Below are 24,796 nucleotides of genomic sequence, written 5' to 3'. Positions count from 1 at the left end.
GATTACTCCTCGTCGTCGAGCCAGCCCATGGTCCGCTGCACGGCCTTGAGCCAGTTCTTGTACTCGCGGTCGCGGACGTCCGCGTCCATTCGGGGGGTCCATTCGGCCGCCCGGCGCCAGTTCGCGCGCAGGGCGTCGGTGTCCGGCCAGAAGCCGACGGCGAGACCGGCGGCGTAGGCGGCGCCGAGGCAGGTGGTCTCGGCGACCATCGGGCGCACCACGGGTGCGTCCAGGGCGTCCGAGAGGGTCTGCATCAGGAGGTTGTTGGAGGTCATACCGCCGTCGACCTTGAGCGCGGTGAGCTCGACCCCGGAGTCCTTGGTCATCGCGTCGACGATCTCGCGGGTCTGCCAGGCGGTGGCCTCGAGCACGGCACGGGCGATGTGCGCCTTGGTGACGTAGCGGGTCAGGCCCGCGATCACGCCGCGCGCGTCGGACCGCCAGTACGGGGCGAACAGGCCCGAGAAGGCGGGCACGAAGTACGCGCCGCCGTTGTCCTCGACCGAGCTCGCGAGGGTCTCGATCTCGGCGGCGCTGTTGATCAGGCCCATCTGGTCCCGCATCCACTGCACCAGCGAACCGGTGACCGCGATCGAGCCCTCCAGGGCATAGACCGGCTTCTCGTCGCCGATCCGGTAGCCGACGGTGGTCAGCAGCCCGTTGTAGGAGTTGACCGGCTTCTCGCCGGTGTTCATCAGCAGGAAGGTGCCGGTGCCGTAGGTGGACTTGGCCTCGCCCTCGGAGTAACAGGTCTGGCCGAACAGGGCCGCCTGCTGGTCACCGAGCGCGGAGGCGACCGGCACGCCCGCCAGGACGCCCTCCGCCGTGTGCCCGTAGACCTCGGCGGAGGAGCGTATCCGCGGCAGCAGGGCGGCCGGGATGTCCATCGAGGACAGGATCTTCTCGTCCCAGTCCAGCGTGTGCAGGTTCATCAGGAGGGTGCGGGAGGCGTTGGTGACGTCGGTGACGTGCACGCCGCCGTTGACACCGCCGGTCAGGTTCCAGATGACCCAGGAGTCCATGGTGCCGAAGAGGATGTCGCCCGCCTCGGCCCGCTCGCGCAGCCCCTCGACGTTGTCGAGCAGCCAGCGGATCTTGGGACCGGCGAAGTAGGACGCCAGCGGGAGGCCGGTCTCGCGGCGGAAGCGGTCCTGGCCGACGTTGCGGCCGAGCTCGCGGCAGAGGGCGTCGGTGCGGGTGTCCTGCCAGACGATGGCGTTGTGCACCGGCTCACCGGTGTTCTTGTCCCACAGCAGGGTGGTCTCGCGCTGGTTGGTGATGCCGATCGCCTTGACGTCGATAGCGGTGATCTCGGCCTTGGTGATGGCGCCGGCGACCACCTCCTTGACGTTCTCCCAGATCTCGGTGGCGTTGTGCTCCACCCAGCCGGGCTTGGGGAAGATCTGCTCGTGCTCCTTCTGGTCGACCGAGACGATGCGGCCGTCGCGGTCGAAGACGATGCAGCGGCTGGAGGTGGTGCCCTGGTCGATGGCCGCGATGAACGGTCCCTGACCGTGGGAGGAGGCGCTGGTGGTGTGGGTGTCGGTCATGATCTGCTGCTCTCCTGCGAGTGGTGGGGTGGACTAGGCGAAGGCGATCTCGTAGATCCCGCCCGCGATGGCGCCGCCGATGAGCGGGCCGACGACGGGGATCCAGGCATAGCCCCAGTCCGAGCCGCCCTTGTTGGGCAGCGGCAGGAGGGCATGGGCGATCCGGGGGCCGAGGTCACGCGCCGGGTTGATGGCGTAACCGGTCGGGCCGCCGAGCGAGAGGCCGATGCCGACCACCACGAAGGCGGTGATCATGACGCCGATGACGCCGAGGCCCTTGCCGTCGCCGTTGAGCCCCTGGGTGAGGATGGCGAGCACCAGCACGGTCGTGGCGATGATCTCGGTGGCCAGGTTCTGACCGACGTTCCGGATCTCCGGGCCGGTGGAGAAGATGCCCAGCACCGGTCCTGCGCCGGTGGTCCGCTGCCGGTCCGCCGCCACCGTGTCCTGGGCGCCCGGGCCGCCGACGATCTCGCGGTCGGTGAGATGGGCGTGGAAGTGGCCGAGGTAGGCGAGCCACACCAGCGACGCGCCGATCACCGCGCCGAGCATCTGCCCGAGGAAGTAGATGGGCACCTTGCTCCACTCGACGCCGCCCTCGATGGCGAGGCCGATCGTCACCGCCGGGTTCAGATGGGCCCCCGAGAGCGGCGCGGAGATATAGGCGCCGGTGAGCACGGCGAAGCCCCACCCGAGGGTGATGGCGACCCATCCGGCCGCGAACGCCTTGGATTGCTTCAAGACAACGCCGGCGACGACACCGCAGCCGAGCAGAATGAGAACGGCGGTACCGATGGTCTCGCCGATGAAGATGTCGGAGCTGGACACCCGCGACTCCTTTGTCCTTCGTCCAGGGGAAGGCGAACCCCCGGGTCTCTCCGGTGGTCCGCGCCCTCGTGGGAGGGCGTTGGTCGGCCCGCGGCGAGTCCACCATAGCGAATATTGTCGTCAGGTGTTCGACAATGCCGACCGATGAACGGCAGTTTTCTTCACGTCGAAGACCCCGTCAAGGGTCGTGTGAAGGAAAAATCGCACGTATGTGAAACCGTGATGAAGCAGGTCATGCGGGGATATGGGGGCAGATCCACCCGCGTTGGCGCGATTCAGAAACGCAGGGCACCCAGGTCCCGGGAGACGGCGCGCGCACAGTCCCGTACGGCCGCCACGAGCTCCGAGCGCAGCTCCCCGTCCTCGCACACCCGCTCGACCGCGCCCGTTATCCCCACGGCGCCCACGGGCAGCCGGCGCCGGTCGTGGATGGGCGCCGCGACCGATGCCACGCCCTCCCAGGTCTCCTCCACGTCGCAGCCCCAGCCGCGCGCCCGGGTCAGGTCCAGCACGCCCTCGAACTCGCGCTCCCCGGTCACCGTGCGGGGCGTGAACGCCTTGCGGTCGACCTCGGTCACCTCGCTGTGCGCGACCGGGTCGTAGGCGGAGAGCACCTTGCCCAGGGCCGTGGAGTGCAGCGGGTGCATGGCGCCGACCTCCAGCACCTGGCGGCTGTCGTCCGGCCGGAAGACATGGTGGACGATCAGCACGCCCCGCTGGTGCAGCACGCCCAGGTACACGCTCTCGCCGCTGGAGCGGGCCAGGTCGTCGGTCCACACCAGGGCGCGGGCGCGCAGCTCGTGCACGTCCAGGTAGCTGTTGCCCAGGCGCAGCAGCTCCGCGCCGAGCTGATAGCGGCCGGACGCCTCGTCCTGCTCCACGAACCCCTCCTGCTGGAGGGTGCGCAATATGCCGTGCGCGGTGCCCTTGGCCAGCCCCAGGGTGGAGGCGATGTCGGACAGTCCCAGACGTCGCTCACCACCGGCGAGCAGGCGTAGCATCGCGGCGGCGCGCTCCAACGACTGGATGTTCCGGGCCATCGCCAACCTCCTGACTGCGGTTCGACAATGCTGAACACTATCGGTCCATGTCGACTCGGTGGTACCTGACGGCCGTGTGTCGGCGATCAAGGGACCCACCAGGGGCCGATCGGCCGTGCTCATCCCGGCTGATGGAACGACCATCGTGAAATGACCACTGGCAGCTACCCTGGCGTGGTGCGCCGTCCCCAGGGGAGGGCGCAAAGCCGACAGCCGTCGCACTCCAGGGAGCACATCCATGGCCTCTCATACGCCATCGCCCACATCCGCCGCCCGAGCCGACGCGCTCCGCGAAGCGCTGGCCACCCGCGTGGTGGTCGCCGACGGCGCGATGGGGACGATGCTTCAGGCGCAGGAGCCCAGTCTCGACGACTTCCAGCAGCTCGAGGGCTGCAACGAGATCCTCAACATCACCCGCCCGGACATCGTCCGCTCGGTCCACGAGGCGTACTTCGCCGTCGGCGTGGACTGCGTCGAGACCAACACCTTCGGCGCCAACCACGCGGCGCTCGGCGAGTACGACATCCCCCACCGCGTCCACGAGCTCTCCGAGGCCGGCGCCCGGATCGCCCGTGAGGTCGCCGACGAGTTCGCCGCCGACGGACGCCAGCGCTGGGTGCTGGGCTCCATGGGCCCCGGCACCAAGCTGCCCACCCTCGGCCACGCCCCGTACACCACCCTCCGCGACGCCTACCAGGCCAACGCCGAAGGCATGATCGCCGGCGGTGCGGACGCCCTCCTGGTGGAGACCACCCAGGACCTGCTGCAGACCAAGGCCGCGATCATCGGCGCCCGCCGCGCCCTCGACGCCGCCGGCGCCAACCTCCCGGTGATCTGCTCGGTCACCGTCGAGACCACCGGAACCATGCTGCTGGGCTCGGAGATCGGCGCGGCGCTCACCGCCCTCGAGCCGCTCGGCATCGACATGATCGGCCTCAACTGCGCCACCGGCCCCGCCGAGATGAGCGAGCACCTGCGCCACCTCGCCCGCCACTCCCGGATCCCGCTGTCCTGCATGCCCAACGCCGGCCTCCCGGTGCTGGGCAAGGACGGCGCCCACTACCCCCTCAGCCCCGGCGAGCTGGCCGACGCCCAGGAGACCTTCGTCCGCGAGTACGGGCTCTCCCTGGTCGGCGGCTGCTGCGGCACCACGCCCGAGCATCTGCGCCAGGTCGTCGAGCGGGTCCGCGAGCTGACCCCGACCGAGCGCACCCCGCGCCCCGAGCCCGGCGCCGCCTCGCTCTACCAGACCGTGCCGTTCCGCCAGGACACCTCGTACCTGGCGATCGGCGAGCGCACCAACGCCAACGGCTCCAAGAAGTTCCGCGAGGCCATGCTCGAGGGCCGCTGGGACGACTGCGTGGAGATGGCCCGCGAGCAGATCCGCGAGGGCGCCCATCTGCTCGACCTGTGCGTGGACTACGTCGGCCGGGACGGCGTCGCGGACATGGAGGAGCTGGCCGGGCGGTTCGCCACCGCCTCCACCCTTCCCATCGTCCTGGACTCCACCGAGGTCGACGTCATCCGGGCCGGGCTGGAGAAGCTCGGCGGGCGCGCGGTCATCAACTCCGTCAACTACGAGGACGGGGACGGCCCCGAGTCGCGGTTCGCCAGGGTCACCCGGCTGGCCCAGGAGCACGGCGCCGCCCTCATCGCGCTGACCATCGACGAGGAGGGCCAGGCCCGCACGCCGGAGAAGAAGGTCGAGATCGCCGAGCGGCTGATCGCCGACCTGACCGGCAACTACGGCATCCACGAGTCGGACATCCTCATCGACACCCTGACCTTCACCATCTGCACCGGTCAGGAGGAGTCCCGTAAGGACGGCATCGCCACCATCGAGGCGATCCGCGAGCTCAAGCGGCGCCACCCGGACGTCCAGACCACGCTGGGCCTGTCCAACATCTCCTTCGGCCTCAACCCGGCCGCCCGCATCGTGCTCAACTCCGTCTTCCTCGACGAATGCGTCAAGGCGGGACTGGACTCGGCGATCGTGCACGCCTCCAAGATCCTGCCGATCGCGCGGTTCGAGGAGGAGCAGGTCAAGACCGCCCTGGACCTGATCTACGACCGCCGCGCCGAGGGCTATGACCCGCTGCAGAAGCTGATGGGGCTCTTCGAGGGCGCCACCGCCAAGTCCCTCAAGGCCGGCAAGGCCGAGGAGCTGGCCGCGCTGCCCCTGGAGGAGCGCCTCAAGCGCCGCATCATCGACGGCGAGCGCAACGGCCTGGAGGCCGACCTCGACGAGGCCCTCCAGGAGCGCCCCGCCCTCGACATCGTCAACGAGACGCTGCTGGACGGCATGAAGGTGGTCGGCGAGCTGTTCGGCTCCGGCCAGATGCAGCTGCCGTTCGTCCTCCAGTCCGCCGAGGTCATGAAGACCGCGGTCGCGCACCTGGAGCCGCACATGGAGAAGTCGGACGACGAGGGCAAGGGCACCATCGTGCTCGCCACCGTCCGCGGCGACGTCCATGACATCGGTAAGAACCTCGTGGACATCATCCTGTCCAACAACGGCTACAACGTGGTCAACCTGGGCATCAAGCAGCCGGTCTCCGCGATCCTGGAGGCCGCCGAGGAGCACGGCGCCGATGTGATCGGCATGTCCGGGCTGCTGGTGAAGTCCACGGTGATCATGAAGGAGAACCTGGAGGAGCTCAACCAGCGCAAGCTGGCCGCCCGGTTCCCCGTCATCCTCGGCGGCGCCGCGCTCACCCGGGCCTACGTCGAGCAGGACCTGCACGAGATCTACGAGGGCGAGGTGCGCTACGCCCGCGACGCCTTCGAGGGGCTGCGGCTCATGGACGCCCTGATCGCCGTCAAGCGCGGCGTGCCCGGTGCCACGCTCCCCGAGCTTCGGCAGCGCCGGGTGCCCAAGCGGGACGTGTCCGTGACCGAGCCGGAGCCGGAGGGCCCGTCCCGGTCCGACGTGGCCACCGACAACCCCGTGCCCACCCCGCCCTTCTGGGGCACCCGCGTCGTCAAGGGCATCCAGCAGGCCGACTACGCCTCCTGGCTGGACGAGGGGGCGCTGTTCAAGGGCCAGTGGGGGCTCAAGGAGGCCCGTACCGGCGACGGGCCGAGCTACCGGGAGCTGGTGGAGTCCGAGGGCCGTCCGCGGCTGCGTGGCTGGCTCGACAAGCTGCACACCGAGAACCTGCTCGAGGCGGCCGTCGTCTACGGCTACTTCCCGTGCGTCTCCAAGGGCGACGACCTGGTGCTGCTGAACGAGGACGGCAGCGAGCGCACCCGCTTCACCTTCCCGCGCCAGCGCCGCGGCCGCCGGCTGTGCCTGGCCGACTTCTTCCGGCCCGAGGAGTCCGGCGAGACCGATGTCGTCGGCCTCCAGGTGGTGACCGTCGGCTCGAAGATCGGCGAGGCCACCGCAGAGCTGTTCGCCGCCGACTCCTACCGCGACTACCTGGAGCTGCACGGCCTGTCCGTACAGCTCGCGGAGGCGCTGGCCGAGTACTGGCACGCCCGGGTCCGCGCCGAGCTGGGCTTCTCCGGTGAGGACCCGAGCGAGATGGCGGACATGTTCGCGCTGAAGTACCGCGGCGCGCGCTTCTCGCTGGGCTACGGCGCCTGCCCCGACCTGGAGGATCGCGCGAAGATCGCCAATCTGCTGGAGCCGGAGCGGATCGGAGTGAAGCTCTCGGAGGAGTTCCAGCTCCACCCCGAGCAGTCCACGGACGCCATCGTGATCCACCACCCGGAGGCGAAGTACTTCAACGCGCGGTAGACGCGGGGTAGCCCTCCGGCGGCCTGCCGTGACCGCCTTGGTTTCACCGAGCGCGTCGGCGCGGCGCGACGTAGACTGGTCGATCCGGTAGAGGCCGGTCGCCTTCCCGTCAGCGGAAGGGGGCCGGCCTTCGTGCCCCTTATCCGGAGGTGTTTGGATGACCAGCAGCATCCCCGCCGTCGACATCCGTACGGCCGAAGGCTCGGCTCTGCAAGCCGTTCTGCTCGACATGGACGGCACCCTGGTCGACACCGAGGGCATCTGGTGGGACGCGGAGGTCTCCATCTTCGCCGAGCTCGGGCACGCCCTCGCCGAGGAGTACCGCCAGGTCGTGGTGGGCGGCCCGATGTCCCGCAGCGCCCAGTTCCTGATCGAGGCCACCGGCGCCGAGATCGCCCTCGCCGAGCTCACCGGCCTGCTCAACAGCCGCTTCACCGAGCTGATCGACGGCAGTGTGCCGATGCTGCCCGGCGCCCGCCGGCTGCTCACCGAGCTGGCCGCGCACTCCATCCCCACCGCCCTGGTCTCCGCCTCCCACCGGCGGGTGATGGACCGCGTCCTGCGCTCGCTCGGCCCGGAGCACTTCGCCCTGACGGTCGCGGGCGACGAGGTCGAGCGGACCAAGCCGCATCCGGACCCCTATCTGCTCGCCGCGGCCGGGCTGGCCGCCGAGCCGGGGCGGTGCGTGGTCATCGAGGACACCGACACGGGCGTACGGGCCGCGGAGGCGGCCGGGTGCCGGGTGCTCGCGGTGCCGTCCGTGGTGCCGATCGAGCCCGCGGCGGGGCGTACGGTCATCGGCTCGCTCGAAGAAGTCGATCTCGATTTTCTGCGCACTCTGGTCACGGCGGTGCACTGATCGCGCACCGAGCGTATTCTTGTAAATTGCAAACTGAATAGCGCGGGCGGACTTTTCACGTTTCGTTGGCGACAACGGAACGTGATGTTTATCACTGCATATGCCGTGGACGAGTGCGCGGGTTGGCTGTCGCGCGCCCCGTCTGGTGCGTTTTGGGTGAGCCTTTGTGTCCGGATTGGTGGCATGGCGTACGAATCGCGGGTGCGTCCGGATATCGGTCCATGATCGCTCGTTATCGGGGCGTGATATCGCCTCAACTTCGTTGTGTCCGAGTATCACTGGCGCTGCGGACTAATCTCGTCGCGAGTAGTTGATCGATGGCAGGGAGACTCCCGACAATGACGCGCAAGTCGCTGGTGCTGCCGACCGTGGCCGGCCTCCTGATCTCCACGCTCGCCGCGTGCGGTGGTACCGACGGCTCGGGCTCGGACGGCAAGACGCTCGTCCTGGGCAGCACGGACCGCATCGAGGCGTCGAAGGTGGCGCCCGCGCCGCTGGATCCCGCCCTGGCTTACGACTTCGCGTCCTGGAGCGTGCTGCACAACGCCTTCCAGACGCTGATGCGGCTGCCCCGCTCGGGGACCGAGCCCATACCCGACGCGGCCGAGAAATGCGGCTTCCAGGACAGACAGAGCGAGCAGTACCGGTGCACCCTGCGCAGTGGGCTGAAGTTCTCCAACGGCCACGACCTCACCTCGAAGGACGTCAAGTTCTCCCTCGAGCGGGTGCTGCGCATCGACGACCCCAACGGCACCAAGTCCTTGCTGTCCAACGTGGACAAGATCGAAACCCCCAGCGACCGCGAGATCGTCATCCACCTCTCGCAGCCGGACGCGACCTTCCCGTCGAAGCTCACCACCCCGGCCGCCGCGATCCTGGACAGCGAGGTCTACAAGCCCGACGCGCTGCGCAACGGCTTCGAGATGACGGGCTCGGGCCCGTACACCGCCAAGACCGAGGTGCGCGACAACCGGCTGATGAAGGTCGTCTTCACCAAGAACTCCCACTACAAGGGTGATGTCGAGCCGAAGGCCGACAAGGCGGAGATGCGGTTCTACGACTCCGCGTCGGCCATGGAGAAGGCGCTGGTCAAGGGCGACATCGATGTCGTCCACCGCGGCTTCTCGCCCGATCAGATCGACAGGCTCAACAAGGGCGAGGTCAAGGGCGTCCGCCTCTTCGAGTCCTCCGGCCAGGGCATCCGCTACCTGGTCTTCAACACCTCCGACCCTAAGGTGAAGAACAAGGCGGTCCGGCAGGCCATCGCCCATCTCGTGGACCGCCAGGCGCTGGTGCGCGATGTGTACAAGCGGACGGCCGTGCCCCTCTACTCGATGATCCCCACCAGCATCTCCTCGCACATCAACTCGTTCCACAACGAGTACGGCGACCCGGATCCCGAGGAGGCCCGGCGCGTGCTGCGCAACGCCGGTATCAACACCCCGGTGAAGCTGACGCTGGCCTACACCACCGACCACTACGGCCCGGAGACGGCCGGGGAGTTCAAGGAGCTGCGCAAGCAGCTCAACGGCAGCGGACTGTTCTCCGTCACGATCAAGGGCTACCCGTGGCGGGACTTCCGCCCCGCGCTCGTCAAGCGCGAGTTCTCCGTCTCCGGGGCGGGCTGGCTCCCCGACTTCCCGGACCCCGACAGCTACACCGCGCCGTTCCTCACCAAGGACAACTGGCTCAACTCGCCCTACCGCAACAGCACCATCCAGGACGAGCTGATCCCCAAGACCCGGCAGGAGGCCCAGCGCAGCCTCGCCGACAAGGACTACCAGTCCATCCAGAACGCCGTCGCCAGCGATGTGCCCTACCTTCCGCTGTGGCAGGGCAACACGTACGTGGCCGCCCGCGGGAACGTGACGGGCGCCGAGTACGCTTTCGACTCCTCGACCATGCTGCAGCTGTGGGAGCTCGGTAAGAGCGACTGAGGACGACTTACGGGGGTCGGACACGAAGACGTCGAGTGTGTGAGGAATACCGTTGAGGAAACGTGATCAGTGGCTGGCGGCTCCCCTCGGGGCAGGGCTGGCCGCTGCCCTGCTCACCGGCTGCGGCAGTGAGGACGGGGACGCGGCGGGCAGCGGCGAGCACGTGGTCATGGGGATGTCGGACGAGGTGCTCGCCACCGATCCGGCGTCCGGCTACGACCCCGGCTCCTGGCTGCTGTTCAACAACGTCTTCCAGTCGCTGCTGAGCTTCCCGAAGGGCAGCACCACCCCGCAGCCGGAGGCGGCGGAGAAGTGCTCCTTCAAGGACAAGACCAGCCGGGTCTACTCCTGCACCCTGAAGAACGGCCTGACGTTCACAGACGGCCACCCGCTCACCTCCGAGGACGTCAAGTACTCCTTCGAGCGGACCAAGCGGATCAATGACCCGAACGGCCCGGCGCTGATGCTCACCTCCATCGGGAGCATCGACACCCCGGACAAGCGGACCGTCGTCTTCCGGCTGAAGAACTCCGACGCGACCTTCCCGCAGAAGATCGCCTCCGGTGCCGGGTCCATCGTCGACCACGAGGAGTACCCCGCCGACAAGCTGCGCACGGACCACAAGGCGGTCGGCTCCGGCGTCTACAAGCTGGACTCCTTCACCAAGGACGAGGCGGACTTCTCCGTCAACGACGGCTACCAGGGGCCCGCCAAGCCGAAGAACTCCGGGCTCACCCTGAAGTTCTTCCACGGCGGGCAGGCGCGGCTGAAGTCCGCCGTGCAGAAGGGCGATGTGGACCTCGCCTACCGCGGGCTGGCCATGCGCGACCTCGCCGACCTCCAGGCCCAGAGCCTCGGCGGCGGCAAGAGCCTCAACGTGGTCGAGGGCACCGGCGCCGAGGTCCAGCACCTGGTCTTCAACATGAAGGACCCGGTGGCGGGCAAGCTCGGGGTGCGCAAGGCCATGGCGTACCTCATCGACCGCTCCACCCTGGTGCGGGATGTCTACAAGCGCACCGCCGAGCCGCTGTACTCGGTGGTCCCGGCCGGTATCACCGGCCACAACACCGCCTTCTACGACAAGTACGGCGACCGCCCGCAGCCCGAGAAGGCCAAGCAGGCGCTGCGGGACGAGGGGATCACCGGCAAGGTCAAGCTGACCCTGTGGGGCACCCCGATCCGCTACGGCCCCGGCACCGTCCCGGGTCTGCGCCGGATCGCCGAGCAGCTCAACGCCAGCGGGCTGTTCGACGTCGACGTGAAGAGCGCGGACGTCGCCACGTACGAGAAGGGCGTCGCCGGCGGGAAGTACGGCGTCTATGTGAAGGGCTGGGTGCCCGACTACCCGGACCCGGACAACTTCGTCGCCCCGTTCTTCGGCGCCGGCAACGTCCTGGCCAACCACTACACCTCGCCGCGGCTGACCGCGCAGCTCATCCCCGCCACCGCCGAGCAGCCCAGCCGCGAGGCCACGGTCGGCGACTTCCAGCGGATCCAGGACATCATCGCCGACGAGGTGCCGATGCTCCCGCTGTGGCAGGGCAAGCAGTACGCGGTGGCCCAGGACGACATCACCGGGCTGCAGTGGACCCTCGACTCCTCGACGGTCTTCCGCTTCTGGGAGATCGGCAAGTCGTCCAACGACTGACGGGCTGATGGGCTGGTGGAGCTGACGGGCTGCCGGGGACGACGGGCTGACGGGGCGGCCGACCGATCGGCCGTCAGCCCCGCCCGAGCCGCCCCGGTGACGCCTACTGCGCGCCGGGGCGGACCAGCCCGCTCTCGTAGGCGTAGACGGCGGCCTGCACCCGGTCGCGCAGCCCCAGCTTGGTCAGCACATGGCCCACATGCGTCTTGACCGTGGTCTCGCTGACGAACAGATCGGCGGCGATCTCCGCGTTGGACAGCCCCCGGGCCACCAGCTTCAGCACCTCGACCTCGCGCTCGGTCAGCGTGTGCAGGGTGTCCGGCACCGGCTCCTCGCCCGACGGCAGATGCCCGGCGTACTTGTCCAGCAGCCTGCGGGTGATGCTGGGCGCCAGCATCGCCTCGCCCGCCGCCACCACGCGGATGGCCTGCACCAGCTCGGTGGCGGGCGCGTCCTTCAGCAGGAAGCCGCTGGCCCCGGCGCGCAGCGCCTCCACCACGTACTCGTCCAGGTCGAAGGTGGTCAGCACCAGCACCTTGGCCGGGCCGTCCCGCCCCGGACCGGTGATCTGACGGGTGGCTTCCACGCCGTCCATCCGCGGCATCCGGATGTCCATCAGGACCACATCGGGTTGCAGCGCCCGCACCTGGTCGAGGGCCTGCAGACCGTCCCCGGCCTCCCCGACGACCGCCAGATCCTGCTCCGCCTCCAGGATCATCCGGAAGCCGGTGCGCAGCAGCGGTTGGTCATCGACCAGTAGGACGCGGATCGCCACGGGAACTCCTTCTCCTAGACCGCGCCCATTCTGCCCGCCCGTCGCCCACCACCACCCTCAGGGGGCGCTACGCGGCACCTCTTTTCTTGCCCGTCGCCCACCACCACCCTCAGGGGGCGCTACGCGGCACCTCTTTTCTTGCCCGTCGCCCACCACCACCCTCAGGGGGCGCTACGCGGCAGTCTTCAATTCCGGGGCGGCACCACCGCCAGCGGATACGGCGGCGGCGTACCACCGAATTCCGGACAGTGTGCCTGGTGGTCGCACCAGCCGCAGAGCCTGGTCTGCCGGGGCACGAAGGCACCGGTCTCCGTGGCCAGCCGGATCGCCTCCCACAGGGCCAGCACCTTGCGCTCCACGGCCCGCAGATCCCGCTCCTCCGGGTCGTACGTCAGCACATCGCCGCTGCCCAGATAGACCAGCTGGAGCCGCCTCGGGATCACCCCGCGCAGCCGCCACAGCACCAGGGCGTAGAACTTCATCTGGAACAGCGCCTCGCCCGCGTACTGCGGCGCGGGGGCCTTGCCCGTCTTGTAGTCCACGATCCGCACATCACCGGTGGGAGCGATGTCGATCCGGTCGATGATTCCACGGAGCGTCAGCCCGGACTCGAGCTCCGTCTCCACGAACAGCTCGCGCTCCGCGGGCTCCAGACGCGTTGGATCCTCCAGCGAGAACCACTGCTCCACCAGCGTCTGGGCCCCCGTCAGCCATTCGGCCAGCCGGTCCGGCGCCGGAGCGCCGTCCTCCTCCTGGAACAGCTCCGCAAGCTCCGGCTTGGCCGCCAGCAGCCGCTCCCACTCGCCCGGCACCATCGCCCGGGCCCGCGGCGCGGTGCGGTCGGCGGCCGGGGCGTCGAAAAGCCGCTCCAGCACCGCGTGGACCACCGTGCCGCGGGTGGCCGCCGCGCTGGGCTTCTCCGGCAGTTTGTCGATCACTCGGAAGCGGTACAGCAACGGGCACCGCATGAAGTCGGCCGCCCGTGAGGGTGACAGCGAGGCGGCGGGGGCGGACTTCGGTGGCCCGTCGGAGGGTTCGGCCTTCCCGGCGGTGGTTCCCGTGGTGGTTCCCATGGCGAAGACCCTACGACCCGCCACCGACAGCCGGACGCATACCATCGACGTTCGAGCCCCCGGCACTGCATGATCGTGGGGACCGTATCAAAAAGAAGGGTGCGACCGAGCATCCGACGAGGGGACACCGTGGACAACAGCGGGCAGCGGCAGTCCGACAACGGGGAATCGGACCGCGCGACCGAGCCCGAGGGCGACAAGCAGCCGCGCCCACGTGACGTGGGCGGCGGTTTTCTCATGGGCCGTCCCTTCGGCGTGCCCGTGTACGTCTCGCCCAGCTGGTTCCTGGTCGCCGCCCTCATCACCTGGGTCTTCGGCGGCCAGCTCGACCGGGTGCTGCCCGAGCTCGGCGCCGCCCGCTATCTGGTCTCGCTCTTCTTCGCGGTGGCCTTCTACGCCTCGGTGCTGGTGCACGAGCTTGCCCACACCGTGGCCGCGCTCCGTTTCAAGCTGCCGGTGCGCCGGATCCAGCTGCAGTTCTTCGGCGGGGTCTCGGAGATCGAGAAGGAGACCGAGACCCCCGGCCGGGAGTTCGTGCTCGCCTTCGTCGGCCCGCTGCTCTCCCTGGTCCTGTCGGGCGTGTTCTACCTCGGCATGATGGTCGTGGAGCCCGACACGGTGCCGGGGGTGCTGCTCGCCGGGCTGATGATCTCCAACCTGATCGTGGCCGCGTTCAACCTGCTGCCCGGGCTGCCGCTGGACGGCGGGCGGATGCTGCGCGCCGTCGTCTGGAAGCTCAGCGGCAAGCCCATGACCGGCACCGTCGCCGCCGCCTGGAGCGGCCGCGCGCTCGCCGTCGCGGTGCTCGTGGGGCTGCCGCTGCTCACCCAGGCGGGCGGGCTCGGCGAGGAGCCCCAGAGCTTCGGCAGCGTCGACTCGCTCACCGACGCGCTGCTGGCCGCCATACTCGCCGCGATCATCTGGACCGGCGCGGGCAACAGCCTGCGCATGGCCCGGCTGCGGGAGCGGCTGCCGGACCTGCGCGCCCGTACGCTCACCCGGCGCGCCGTCCCCGTGGCGGCCGACACCCCGCTCTCCGAGGCGCTGCGCCGGGCGAACGAGGCCGGGGCCCGGGCCCTGGTCGTGGTGGACGGCCACGGCGCCCCGACCGCCGTGGTGCGCGAGGCGGCCATCGTGGGCATCCCCGAGCACCGCCGCCCCTGGGTCGCGGTCAGCGGTCTCGCCCAGGACCTCAAGGACGGTATGCGGGTCTCCGCCGAGCTCACCGGCGAGGAGCTGCTGGACACCCTGCGGGCCACCCCCGCCACCGAGTACCTGGTGGTCGAGGAGACCGGCGAGATCTACGGGGTGCTCTCCACGGCCGATGTCGAGCGCGCCTTCGTGGCGGCCATGGCCAGGACCCCCTCGGGCCCCTCCTGAGGCGCCGGGCGTGGTCCGGGCGTTCGGGCGTGGTCCGGGCAGGGCGAAGTGCCCGGTAGGCTGTTCACATGTCCGAACCGACCGGTGCCGCCCGCCGTCGCGGGCCCTTCCAGGTCGGGGACCAGGTCCAGCTCACCGACCCCAAGGGACGCCACTACACCTTTACGCTCGAGTCCGGGAAGAACTTCCACACCCACAAGGGATCCTTCCCCCATGACGAGCTGATCGGTGCCCCCGAGGGAACCGTCGTGCGCACCACGGGAAACGTCGCGTATCTCGCGCTGCGCCCCCTGCTCCCCGACTATGTCCTGTCCATGCCACGCGGTGCCGCCGTGGTCTACCCCAAGGACGCGGGGCAGATCCTGGCGATGGCCGACATCTTCCCCGGCGCGCGCGTCGTCGAGGCGGGCGTCGGCTCCGGCTCGCTCTCCACCTTCCTGCTGCGGGCCATCGGCGACCAGGGCATGCTGCACTCCTACGAGCGCCGGGCCGACTTCGCCGAGATCGCCGCCCAGAACGTCGAGCGCTACTTCGGCGCCCCGCACCCCGCCTGGCGGCTCACCGTCGGCGACCTCCAGGACAACCTCAGCGACACCGACGTGGACCGCGTGATCCTGGACATGCTCGCCCCCTGGGAGTGCCTGGAGCCGGTGTCCAAGGCGCTCGTCCCCGGCGGCATCCTGTGCGCGTACGTCGCCACCACCACCCAGCTCGCCCGCACCGTGGAGGCCATCCGCGAGCACGGCACCTTCAACGAGCCGTCGGCCTGGGAGACCATGGTGCGCACCTGGCACGTGGAGGGCCTGGCGGTACGGCCCGACCACCGCATGATCGGCCACACCGGCTTCCTGCTCACCGCCCGCCGGCTCGCGGACGGCGTGGAGCCCCCGATGCGCCGCCGCAGGCCCGCCAAGGGCGCCTACGGCGAGGACTACGTGGGCTGGGGCACCGCCAAGGACGCCAGCGCCGCCAAGGACGCAGCCGCTGCCAAGGACGCCGGTGCCGGGGACGCCTCAGGAGCTGACAGGCGCCCCTCCGGCGGTCAGGACGACACCCCCTCCGGCGACGCCTGACGGCCCTCCGGAACCGGTCCGACGGCCGCCCGAGGCCCGTCCGACGGGAACCGGCGCCACAACGGCTCGGCGCGGCCACCGAATTCCCCGTGTGAGGGCGGTGGCCGCGCCCCTGTGAGATGTGGCACGATGCGGTTCATCTCCCGCCTCAGCCCCTCACATGGAGTCATCCCGCGTGCAGCCTCTGGGCCCGGATCTCGCGCACACCCAACCCCGTCCGGTGCACTGGGTGGCGACCGCGGCCGCCGTGGCCGCCGTCATCGCCGGAGGGTCGTTCTTCCAGCCCTCCGACGCCAAGGCCAACACGTCCACCACCGCCTCCGCGCCGGGCACCGGGAGGCTCCCGGCGGCCAAGGCCCCCGACCCCCGCGCCGCGGATTATCCGATGGACTGCGGGCGGGCCCGGCCCGACGTCATCGACCGGGGCTCGGCGGACCTGGACGGGGACGGGCGGCCGGAGACCGTCGCCGTGGTGCGCTGCCCGACCGCTTTCGGCACCCCGCCCAGCGGCGTCTATGTGCTCTCCCAGCCGGCCGGCCGCGCGGGCGCCGCGCCCCGCGTGGTGGCCACCTTCGTGGATCCGAAGGAGGGGATGAGCATCAGCGATTTCGCGGTGCGCGGAAAGAAGGTTTCGGCCACGTTGCTGGGATACTCGTCGGCCAAGGTCCCGCGGTGCTGTCCGGATCTGCAGCGCAAGGTCAACTGGCGGTGGCGGGACGGAAAGTTCGTACTGAAGGCGCTGCCGGTCCCGGGGAGTGTGTGAGCGGTTACTCGCGGTGTGTCACTCCGCGTCGGGCCCGTAGACCTCGACCCGGTCCGTGACGCGGCGTACATGGATGCAGTCGCCCGGGCACTCCTTGGCGGAATCCCTGACCTCGGTCAGCAGGGCCAGGGGGACCGGGGTGGTCGCGCCCTTGTCCTGTAGCAGCTCATCGTCGGCGCTCTTGACGTAGGCTAGACCGTCGATGTCGAGTTCGAAGACCTCGGGAGCGTACTGGGCGCAGATGCCGTCCCCGGTGCACAGGTCCTGGTCGATCCAGACCTCAAGATCGCCGAGTTCCTCGTTCCGCACGGTGTGCCCCCTGCTGTTCCTTCGATACGCGATTCAACATTGTCTAAATATCGCCAACCCTGACGGGTGTTGACCGTGTCGACGATACAACCGCTCGCTTTCCGATGTTGTTGGGTGGGTATTCACCTGGCGTGAGGGAGTGCGCAAGGGTGAAGATCGGACACACGCCGACCGGGTTTGTGATCTAGGGGTTTCAACCCGCACCGGCCCAGGTAGGGTCAGGAAGCGTCCAGCTCCCCTTGGAGGAGGTGAGGACCGTGGCAGCCCACGACGACGACATCAACCGCGGCATCCGGCCGGGGCGGGGGTCTGACGACCCTGCCGGCCAGGTTGCCTATCTCGAGCAGGAAATCGCCGTCCTGCGCCGCAAGCTCGCCGACTCTCCGCGTCATACGAGGATTCTCGAAGAGCGGATCGTCGAGCTGCAGACCAATCTGGCGGGAGTCTCCGCACAGAACGAGCGGCTCGCGAACACACTCCGTGAGGCCCGCGACCAGATCGTGGCCCTCAAGGAGGAGGTCGACCGGCTCGCACAGCCGCCGGCCGGTTTCGGAGCCTTTCTGCAGGCGAACGAGGACGGTACGGCCGACATCTTTACCGGGGGCCGTAAACTCCGGGTGAATGTCAGCCCAAGCGTCGAGCTCGACGACCTCAAGCGCGGCCAGGAGGTCATGCTCAACGAGGCGCTCAATGTGGTCGAGGCCATGGAGTTCGAGCGCGCCGGGGACATCGTCACCCTCAAGGAAGTCCTTGAGGACGGCGAGCGCGCCCTGGTGATCGGGCACACCGACGAGGAGCGGGTGGTGCGGCTTGCGGAGCCGCTGCTGAGCACCACCATCCGGCCCGGTGACGCCCTGCTGCTCGAGCCCAGGTCCGGCTATGTCTACGAGGTGGTACCGAAGAGCGAGGTCGAGGAGCTCGTCCTCGAAGAGGTACCGGACATCGACTACAACAAGATCGGCGGTCTGGGAAACCAGATCGAGCTGATCCGCGACGCGGTCGAGCTCCCGTATCTCTACCCCGACCTCTTCAAGGAGCACGAACTGCGGCCGCCCAAGGGTGTGCTGCTGTACGGCCCGCCCGGCTGCGGCAAGACGCTGATCGCCAAGGCCGTGGCCAACTCCCTTGCCAAGAAGGTCGCCGAGGTGACCGGCAAGCCCGCGGGGAAGAGCTTCTTCCTCAACATCAAGGGCCCCGAGCTGCTCAACAAGTACGTCGGTGAGACGGAGCGGCACATCCGGCTGGTCTTCCAGCGGGCTCGGGAGAAGGCCAGCGAGGGCACGCCCGTCATCGTCTTCTTCGACGAGATGGACTCCCTCTTCCGCACCCGTGGCTCCGGGGTCAGCTCGGACGTGGAGAACACCATCGTCCCCCAGCTGCTCTCCGAGATCGACGGTGTGGAGGGCCTGGAGAACGTGATCGTCATCGGTGCCTCCAACCGCGAGGACATGATCGACCCGGCGATCCTGCGCCCCGGCCGCCTCGATGTGAAGATCAAGATCGAGCGTCCGGACGCCGAGGCCGCCAAGGACATCTTCTCGAAGTACCTGACGGAGTCCCTGCCCATCCACACGGACGACCTCTCCGAGCACGGCGGGTCGCCGAAGGCCGCGATCGGCGGGATGATCCAGTCGGTGGTCGAGCAGATGTACACCGAGTCCGAGGAGAACCGCTTCCTGGAGGTCACCTACGCCAATGGCGACAAGGAAGTCCTCTACTTCAAGGACTTCAACTCCGGCGCCATGATCCAGAACATCGTGGACCGTGCCAAGAAGATGGCGATCAAGGACTTCCTGGACCACAACCAGAAGGGCCTTCGCGTCTCCCATCTGCTCGCCGCCTGCGTGGACGAGTTCAAGGAGAACGAGGACCTGCCCAACACCACGAACCCGGACGACTGGGCCCGGATCTCCGGTAAGAAGGGCGAGCGGATCGTGTACATCCGCACCCTGGTCACCGGTAAGCAGGGCGCGGACACCGGACGCTCCATCGACACGGTGGCGAACACCGGTCAGTACCTGTAACACCGCGGTCCGGCTGCGGATGTCCTGGACGGGGCATCCGCAGCCGGATGCGCTTTTCGGACCGCATTCTTCGTATGAGTCCTACGAGCCCGACCGGAGCAATGACTGTAATGATCTCCGCAGCACCGCTTGGCCGTTCTAGGCTCTTCGGTACCGCAGTATCGCGGCACGAAGGATCGGGGGCCGCGGATGGACCGGGAGCGCAGCGGTACTTGAGCGCCGATCCCAGCCGGGGGCGGCGCCGGGCAAGGAGGGCCGCATGACCGTACGGCGCGTGATGGGAATCGAGACGGAGTACGGGATCTCCGTCCCGGGGCACCCGAACGCCAATGCCATGCTCACCTCATCCCAGGTCGTCAACGCCTACGCGGCGGCGATGCACCGGGCGCGCCGCGCCCGCTGGGACTTCGAGGAGGAGAACCCGCTGCGGGACGCCCGCGGATTCGACCTCGCGCGCGAGTCCGCCGACGCCAGCCAGCTCACGGACGAGGACATCGGCCTGGCCAATGTGATCCTCACCAATGGCGCGCGGCTCTATGTGGACCACGCCCACCCCGAGTACTCCGCCCCCGAGGTCACCAACCCCCGGGACGCGGTGCTCTGGGACAAGGCGGGCGAGCGCATCATGGCCGAGGCCGCGGTGCGCGCCGCCGAGCTGCCCGGTGGACAGCCCATCCACCTCTACAAGAACAACACCGACAACAAGGGCGCCTCCTACGGCACGCACGAGAACTACCTGATGAAGCGGGAGACCGCCTTCTCGGACATCGTGCGCCACCTGACGCCCTTCTTCGTCTCCCGCCAGGTCGTCGCGGGCGCGGGCCGCGTCGGCGTCGGCCAGGACGGCCATGAGCACGGCTTCCAGATCAGCCAGCGGGCGGACTACTTCGAGGTCGAGGTCGGCCTGGAGACCACGCTCAAGCGCCCGATCATCAACACCCGCGACGAGCCGCACGCCGACGCCGAGAAGTACCGCCGGCTCCACGTGATCATCGGCGACGCCAACCTCTCCGAGCTGTCGACGTACCTCAAGCTGGGCACCACCGCCCTGGTGCTGTCGATGATCGAGGACGGCTTTATCGCCGTGGACCTCGCGGTGGACCAGCCGGTGCGCACCCTGCACCAGGTCTCGCACGACCCGACGCTGCGCCGTCTCGTCACGCTGCGCAGCGGCCGTACGCTTACCGCGGTGCAGCTCCAGATGGAGTACTTCGAGCTCGCGCGCAAGTACGTCGAGGACCGCTACGGCGCGGACGCCGACGAGCAGACCCGGGACGTCCTGGCCCGCTGGGAGGACGTGCTGAACCGGCTGGAGCGCGATCCCATGAGCCTGTCCGGCGAGCTGGACTGGATCGCCAAGCGGGAGCTGCTCGAGGGCTACCGCCGCCGCGACGCCCTGGAGTGGGACGCGGCCCGGCTCCACCTGGTGGACCTGCAGTACGCCGACGTACGCCCGGACAAGGGCCTCTACAACCGGCTGGTGGCCCGCGGCAAGATGAAGCGGCTGCTGGACGACCAGGACGTCGCGCGTGCCCAGAACAAGCCCCCGGAGGACACCCGCGCCTACTTCCGCGGCCGCTGCCTGGAGCAGTACGCGGACGACGTGGCCGCGGCCTCCTGGGACTCGGTGATCTTCGACCTCCCGGGCCGTGACTCCCTGCAACGGGTTCCCACCCTGGAGCCGCTGCGCGGCACCCGCAACCACGTCAAGGAGTTGCTGGACCGCTGCCGCACGGCCGAGGACCTGGTCCGGGTGCTGTCCGGAGGCTGAAATGCCCTTGGGCCGGGAATCATCGAGGTGGCCTCCGTGCGTTGTAGCGAGTGGGAGGCCGATGTCGGACCCTGCTTGTAGGGTCTGATCTTGAGACCGATCGAATCAGCGGGCGAACCGAGCGGGGTGAGGGAAATGGCGACCAAGGACACCGGCGGCGGTCAGCAGAAGGCGTCGCGCTCGACCGAAGAGGTCGAGGAGCAGACGCAGGACGCGCAGGCCGCGGACGACCTCAAGGAACGGCAGGAGAAGCTCTCGGACGACGTCGACTCCGTGCTGGACGAGATCGACGACGTGCTCGAGGAGAACGCGGAGGACTTCGTGCGGTCTTTCGTCCAGAAGGGCGGGCAGTAAGGCGCGTCTTCTCCGTCCTGCGTCCCCGCGAAGGGGACGCAGGACGGATGACTTCCATGGCCAGGGGTATGGTCCGTGCATCATTTCAAGATCTGGTGGAAGGAAACGTGTGGAAGCCAACACTCGTAGCACAGGGCGTCTGCCGGCTGCCTTCCTGACGCCCGGCTCCTCGTCGTTCATGGACTTCCTGGGCGAGCACTCGCCCGAGCTGCTTCCGGGGAACCGTCCGCTGCCCCCGGTGCAGGGCGCCATCGAGGCCCCCCACGGCACCACCATCGTGGCGGTGACCTTCTCCGGCGGCGTGGTGCTCGCCGGTGACCGCCGCGCCACCATGGGCAATGTCATCGCGCAGCGTGACATCGAGAAGGTCTTCCCCGCCGATGAGTTCTCGGCGGTCGGGATCGCGGGGACCGCCGGTATCGCGGTGGAGATGGTCAAGCTCTTCCAGCTCGAGCTGGAGCACTTCGAGAAGGTCGAGGGCACCGTGCTCTCGCTCGAGGGCAAGGCGAACAGGCTGTCGACCATGATCCGCGGCAACCTCGGCATGGCGATGCAGGGCCTCGCCGTGGTCCCGCTCTTCGCGGGGTGGGACGTCGACCGGGAGAAGGGCCGCATCTTCTCCTACGACGTGACCGGGGGGCGTTCGGAGGAGCGCGGCTTCGCCGCCACCGGCTCGGGCTCGATGTTCGCCCGGGGCGCGCTCAAGAAGCTCTATCGCGAGGATTCGACCGAGGAGCAGGCCGCCACGGCCGTGCTCCAGGCGCTCTATGACGCCGCCGACGACGATTCGGCCACCGGAGGGCCGGATCTCGCCCGCCGCATTTATCCGATCATCACCTCCCTCACCGAGGATGGTTTCAAGAGGTTCAGCGAGGACGAGGTGTCCGAACTCGCCCGCGCCATCCATGAACGGCGCCTCGAAGAGCCGGACGGCCCCCGCGCCGCCCTGCTCTGATCAGAACGGTCCAACCGGAATGCATTCGCCAATGACAGAAGGGACGGACAGCCGGTGACGACGCCGTTCTATGTTTCTCCTCAGCAGGCTATGGCCGACCGCGCGGAATACGCCCGTAAGGGCATCGCGCGCGGCCGCAGCGTGGTCGTGCTGCAGTACGCCGACGGCATCGTCTTCGTTGCGGAGAACCCGTCCCGCGCGCTGCACAAGGTCAGCGAGATCTATGACCGGATCGCCTTCGCGGCGGTCGGTAAGTACAACGAATTCGAGAATCTGCGCATCGGCGGTGTCCGTTACGCCGATCTGCGTGGCTATACCTATGACCGCGAGGATGTCACGGCCCGCGGGCTGGCGAATGTCTACGCCCAGACCCTGGGCACGATCTTCTCCAGCGCCGCCGAGAAGCCGTACGAGGTCGAGCTGATCGTCGCCGAGGTCGGGGAGGGCCCCGAGGACGACCAGATCTACCGGCTTCCGCACGACGGCTCCATCGTGGACGAGCACGGCTCGGTCGCCGTCGGTGGCAACGCCGACCAGATCAGCAGCTACCTCGACCAGCGCCACCGGGACGGCATGACCCTCGCCGAAGCCCTCAAGCTGGCCGTCGACTCGCTCTCCCGTGACAACAACGGCGGGGAGCGCAGCCTCACCGCCGAGCAGCTGGAGGTCGCGGTCCTGGACCGCACACGCCCCCAGAAGCGCAAGTTCAAGCGCGTCCTGGGCCGCCAGCTCTCCCGGCTCCTGGAGCCCGGAGAGGGCGGGGCCGACGCGGAGGCGTCGGCCGAGTCCTCGGAGGAGTCCTCCTCGGAGTCCGAGGACTGACCCACCCGCCGCCGTTCCGTCTCAACGCCCACCGCCGCCCCGGCCCGCCGGGGCGGCGGTGGGCGTTATGGGACCGTGAAGGGGCACTCGCCCCGGCCGGTGACCCAGAGTGTTTCGGCGTCGCGTCAGCGTCAGCGTCGGCCCAGCGGGCCGGCCGCGCACAGGTCCTCGCCGGTGGGCGAGCGGCGCCGGGGACGACCCTGAACCCGGCGGACCCGGTGGACCCGGCCGACGATGTGGCCCCGGGGGCTGCCCCGAAGGGGCGGCCGCACCGGGGGCGGCCGCGGCGGTGGCCTCGCAGTGGCCGGTCTGCCGCTCCCACCGCAGCCGGGCCGCAGGTCGTCGGGGGCGGCCACGGCACCGGCCGGGAGGCCCTCTCGCGACCGGTGCGAGGCGGCGCGCGCACACCCGGTCCGGCCGGGGAGTTCCCCAGGGCGCGGCGTGGCCGGTCGGCCGGTGGCCCCGGCGCGCGGTCACGCGCGGAGTGGGCCGTGTGCCCGGATCGTCCTGGCGTCCATCACCGTCGAACAGGACGCGGCGACCGGCCCCGCGAGCAGACCCGTGCGCGGATCGCCGAGCCGGCCCGCACCGGCGCCCTTCCTCCACGGCGGCCCGGCGGTCATGCCCGAAGTGGGGCGCGCGGTCGGCCTGCCCCCCCGGCCCGTCCCCGTGGCGGTGGGCCGGGGTCAGCCCGTCCCCGCCGCTGTCCCGGGGGGCGGTGGTCCGGGGCCCGGTGAGGGATACGGGGGTGGGGCGTGGAGTCCCGGGTCCGGGTCAGGGTCGCGGGGGTGGGGCGTGGAGTCCCGGGGCCGGGTCAGGGTCGCGGGGTGGGGCCGTGGAGTCCCGAGGCCGGTCAGGGTCGCGGGGGTGGGGCCGTGGAGCCCCGGGGGACCAGGTCGACGGGGAGCACGGTGTCCTGGGGGGTCTCGCCGTCCAGGAGCGTCATCAGGGCCCGCATACCGGCCGCGCCCACCGCCTCCGCCGACAGCCGGACCGTGGTCAGCTCCGGCTCCACCGCCGTGGCCAGGGCCAGATCGTCGAAGCCGGTCACCGAGATGTCGTCGGGGATCCGCAGCCCCAGCCGCCGGGCCGCCTTGCAGGCGCCCGCGGCCACGATGTCGTCGTCGCAGACGAGCGCGGTCGGCCGGGGCCCTGGGCGGCCCAGGACGCGCTCGGCGGCCCGGCGGCCCTCCTCGACGCTCAGCCCCGCCGGCTCGGCGCTCAGCGCGGCGCCCGGGACCCCGTCCACCGCCTCCGCCAGGGCCCGGGCGCGGACCCGGAAGGTCCAGGAGTCCACCGCCGCCGCGAGATGGGCCACCCGGCGGTGGCCGAGCCCCAGCAGATGCTCCGCCACCTGCCGCGCCCCGTCCGCGATGTCCAGGTTGACCGTGGCCGCCGCGGCCGCGTCGTCCGGGTCGCTGTCGAGCATCACCAGCGGCAGTCCGCCGCCGCGCACCACGACCAGCGCGTCGGCCGCCATGGAGGAGGCGATCACCCCGTCCAGCGAGGCGCGCGCTGATTCGAACGGGTCCCGGGCCGGGCCCACTCCCTCGGGGGACGGATAGAGCACCACACCGAAGCCGTGGTCGGCGGCGACCCGCTCGGCGCCGGTGTAGACGCGGGCGAAGAACTCGGTCGTCAGCGCGGGCACCACCAGCAGCACGGTCCTGGTGCGGCCCAGACGGAGGCTGCGGGCCGCGAGGTTGGGGCGGTAGCCCAGATCCCGCGCGGCGGCGCGCACGGTCTCCACGGTGCGCTCGGAGACCCGTCCGGGCCACTTCTCCCCGAGCACCAGGGACACGGTCGCCTGGGACACGCCCGCCGCGCGCGCCACGTCCCGGCTCGTCGCCCGTCCAGCCGCCGGGCGTCCCGCTGCCGGGCGTCCCGCTGCCG

The 24,796-nt window shown here is 69.8% G+C and carries 19 protein-coding genes; 12 read left to right on the top strand and 7 right to left on the bottom strand.

Features of this window, described 5'->3' with window-relative positions; genetic code table 11:
* Window positions 1-2 precede the first annotated feature (2 nt).
* The 3 genes from glpK to IEJ02_RS13635 all read right to left on the bottom strand — a co-directional run bounded on the left by glpK (window position 3) and on the right by IEJ02_RS13635 (window position 3,418).
* A complete protein-coding gene (gene glpK, locus IEJ02_RS13645; RefSeq protein ID WP_191065109.1) occupies window positions 3-1,550 on the bottom strand; it encodes a glycerol kinase GlpK in 1,548 nt (515 codons plus the stop codon).
* A gap of 33 nt (window positions 1,551-1,583) precedes the next feature.
* Complete coding sequence (locus tag IEJ02_RS13640; protein ID WP_191065108.1) at window positions 1,584-2,378, bottom strand: MIP/aquaporin family protein; 795 nt, start codon at window positions 2,376-2,378, stop codon at window positions 1,584-1,586.
* A 275-nt stretch (window positions 2,379-2,653) separates the two neighbouring features.
* On the bottom strand, window positions 2,654-3,418 hold the full coding sequence (locus tag IEJ02_RS13635; RefSeq protein WP_191065107.1) for an IclR family transcriptional regulator: 765 nt from the start codon (window positions 3,416-3,418) through the stop codon (window positions 2,654-2,656).
* A gap of 238 nt (window positions 3,419-3,656) precedes the next feature.
* On the opposite strand from IEJ02_RS13635, the gene metH reads away from it, so the two are divergent.
* The 4 genes from metH (at window position 3,657) to IEJ02_RS13615 (ending at window position 11,604) form a co-directional block, all read left to right on the top strand.
* Window positions 3,657-7,160, top strand: a complete 3,504-nt coding sequence (gene metH, locus IEJ02_RS13630) for a methionine synthase (RefSeq protein ID WP_191065106.1) — start codon at window positions 3,657-3,659, stop codon at window positions 7,158-7,160.
* Window positions 7,161-7,317: 157 nt separating this feature from the next.
* Entirely contained in the window at window positions 7,318-8,019 is a 702-nt protein-coding gene (locus IEJ02_RS13625; RefSeq protein ID WP_137977266.1) for an HAD family hydrolase, read from the top strand.
* Between the two features lie 338 nt (window positions 8,020-8,357).
* Window positions 8,358-9,956, top strand: a complete 1,599-nt coding sequence (locus tag IEJ02_RS13620; RefSeq protein WP_191065105.1) for an ABC transporter substrate-binding protein — start codon at window positions 8,358-8,360, stop codon at window positions 9,954-9,956.
* A gap of 52 nt (window positions 9,957-10,008) precedes the next feature.
* The gene (locus IEJ02_RS13615) at window positions 10,009-11,604 is read left to right on the top strand and encodes an ABC transporter substrate-binding protein (RefSeq protein WP_191065104.1); all 1,596 of its coding nucleotides are present in this window, start codon (window positions 10,009-10,011) and stop codon (window positions 11,602-11,604) included.
* 103 nt (window positions 11,605-11,707) lie between these two features.
* On the opposite strand, the gene IEJ02_RS13610 is transcribed toward IEJ02_RS13615, so the two are convergent.
* Window positions 11,708-12,379, bottom strand: coding sequence for a response regulator (locus IEJ02_RS13610; protein ID WP_009719179.1), 672 nt, complete (start codon window positions 12,377-12,379; stop codon window positions 11,708-11,710).
* Window positions 12,380-12,564: 185 nt separating this feature from the next.
* The gene (locus IEJ02_RS13605; RefSeq protein WP_370467037.1) at window positions 12,565-13,452 is read right to left on the bottom strand and encodes a RecB family exonuclease; all 888 of its coding nucleotides are present in this window, start codon (window positions 13,450-13,452) and stop codon (window positions 12,565-12,567) included.
* A gap of 129 nt (window positions 13,453-13,581) precedes the next feature.
* Here IEJ02_RS13605 and IEJ02_RS13600 point away from each other — a divergent pair, with 129 nt between their 5' ends.
* The 3 genes from IEJ02_RS13600 to IEJ02_RS13590 all read left to right on the top strand — a co-directional run bounded on the left by IEJ02_RS13600 (window position 13,582) and on the right by IEJ02_RS13590 (window position 16,668).
* Entirely contained in the window at window positions 13,582-14,832 is a 1,251-nt protein-coding gene (locus tag IEJ02_RS13600; protein ID WP_191065103.1) for a site-2 protease family protein, read from the top strand.
* Window positions 14,833-14,900: 68 nt separating this feature from the next.
* On the top strand, window positions 14,901-15,905 hold the full coding sequence (locus tag IEJ02_RS13595) for a tRNA (adenine-N1)-methyltransferase (protein ID WP_191065102.1): 1,005 nt from the start codon (window positions 14,901-14,903) through the stop codon (window positions 15,903-15,905).
* Between the two features lie 175 nt (window positions 15,906-16,080).
* A complete protein-coding gene (locus IEJ02_RS13590) occupies window positions 16,081-16,668 on the top strand; it encodes a hypothetical protein (protein WP_317985789.1) in 588 nt (195 codons plus the stop codon).
* A gap of 18 nt (window positions 16,669-16,686) precedes the next feature.
* On the opposite strand, the gene IEJ02_RS13585 is transcribed toward IEJ02_RS13590, so the two are convergent.
* Complete coding sequence (locus tag IEJ02_RS13585) at window positions 16,687-16,977, bottom strand: ferredoxin (RefSeq protein ID WP_137977259.1); 291 nt, start codon at window positions 16,975-16,977, stop codon at window positions 16,687-16,689.
* A gap of 257 nt (window positions 16,978-17,234) precedes the next feature.
* On the opposite strand from IEJ02_RS13585, the gene arc reads away from it, so the two are divergent.
* From arc to prcA, 5 genes are all read left to right on the top strand, one after another.
* The gene (gene arc, locus IEJ02_RS13580; protein WP_137977258.1) at window positions 17,235-19,001 is read left to right on the top strand and encodes a proteasome ATPase; all 1,767 of its coding nucleotides are present in this window, start codon (window positions 17,235-17,237) and stop codon (window positions 18,999-19,001) included.
* 259 nt (window positions 19,002-19,260) lie between these two features.
* A complete protein-coding gene (gene dop / locus IEJ02_RS13575) occupies window positions 19,261-20,772 on the top strand; it encodes a depupylase/deamidase Dop (RefSeq protein WP_137977257.1) in 1,512 nt (503 codons plus the stop codon).
* 135 nt (window positions 20,773-20,907) lie between these two features.
* On the top strand, window positions 20,908-21,126 hold the full coding sequence (locus IEJ02_RS13570) for a ubiquitin-like protein Pup (RefSeq protein ID WP_020872584.1): 219 nt from the start codon (window positions 20,908-20,910) through the stop codon (window positions 21,124-21,126).
* A gap of 109 nt (window positions 21,127-21,235) precedes the next feature.
* Complete coding sequence (gene prcB / locus IEJ02_RS13565; protein ID WP_191065100.1) at window positions 21,236-22,081, top strand: proteasome subunit beta; 846 nt, start codon at window positions 21,236-21,238, stop codon at window positions 22,079-22,081.
* Window positions 22,082-22,135: 54 nt separating this feature from the next.
* On the top strand, window positions 22,136-22,903 hold the full coding sequence (gene prcA, locus IEJ02_RS13560; protein WP_191065099.1) for a proteasome subunit alpha: 768 nt from the start codon (window positions 22,136-22,138) through the stop codon (window positions 22,901-22,903).
* Window positions 22,904-23,756: 853 nt separating this feature from the next.
* On the opposite strand, the gene IEJ02_RS13555 is transcribed toward prcA, so the two are convergent.
* Window positions 23,757-24,796 (bottom strand): LacI family DNA-binding transcriptional regulator (locus IEJ02_RS13555; RefSeq protein ID WP_223863772.1); only part of this gene is annotated, 1,040 nt, incomplete at its 5' end.

Source organism: Streptomyces sp. 5-10, assembly GCF_014712245.1.
Lineage (GTDB): Bacteria > Actinomycetota > Actinomycetes > Streptomycetales > Streptomycetaceae > Streptomyces > Streptomyces violaceusniger.
This window is presented reverse-complemented; position numbering and strand designations above follow the sequence as displayed.

Bases quoted from the DNA above. Each gene is read 5' to 3' on its own strand.
- glpK (WP_191065109.1), bottom strand. From the start codon at position 1,550: ATGACCGACACCCACACCACCAGCGCCTCCTCCCACGGTCAGGGACCG.
- IEJ02_RS13635 (WP_191065107.1), bottom strand. From the start codon at position 3,418: ATGGCCCGGAACATCCAGTCGTTGGAGCGCGCCGCCGCGATGCTACGC.
- metH (WP_191065106.1), top strand. From the start codon at position 3,657: ATGGCCTCTCATACGCCATCGCCCACATCCGCCGCCCGAGCCGACGCG.
- IEJ02_RS13625 (WP_137977266.1), top strand. From the start codon at position 7,318: ATGACCAGCAGCATCCCCGCCGTCGACATCCGTACGGCCGAAGGCTCG.
- IEJ02_RS13620 (WP_191065105.1), top strand. From the start codon at position 8,358: ATGACGCGCAAGTCGCTGGTGCTGCCGACCGTGGCCGGCCTCCTGATC.
- IEJ02_RS13605 (WP_370467037.1), bottom strand. From the start codon at position 13,452: ATGGGAACCACCACGGGAACCACCGCCGGGAAGGCCGAACCCTCCGAC.
- IEJ02_RS13595 (WP_191065102.1), top strand. From the start codon at position 14,901: ATGTCCGAACCGACCGGTGCCGCCCGCCGTCGCGGGCCCTTCCAGGTC.
- dop (WP_137977257.1), top strand. From the start codon at position 19,261: ATGACCGTACGGCGCGTGATGGGAATCGAGACGGAGTACGGGATCTCC.
- IEJ02_RS13570 (WP_020872584.1), top strand. From the start codon at position 20,908: ATGGCGACCAAGGACACCGGCGGCGGTCAGCAGAAGGCGTCGCGCTCG.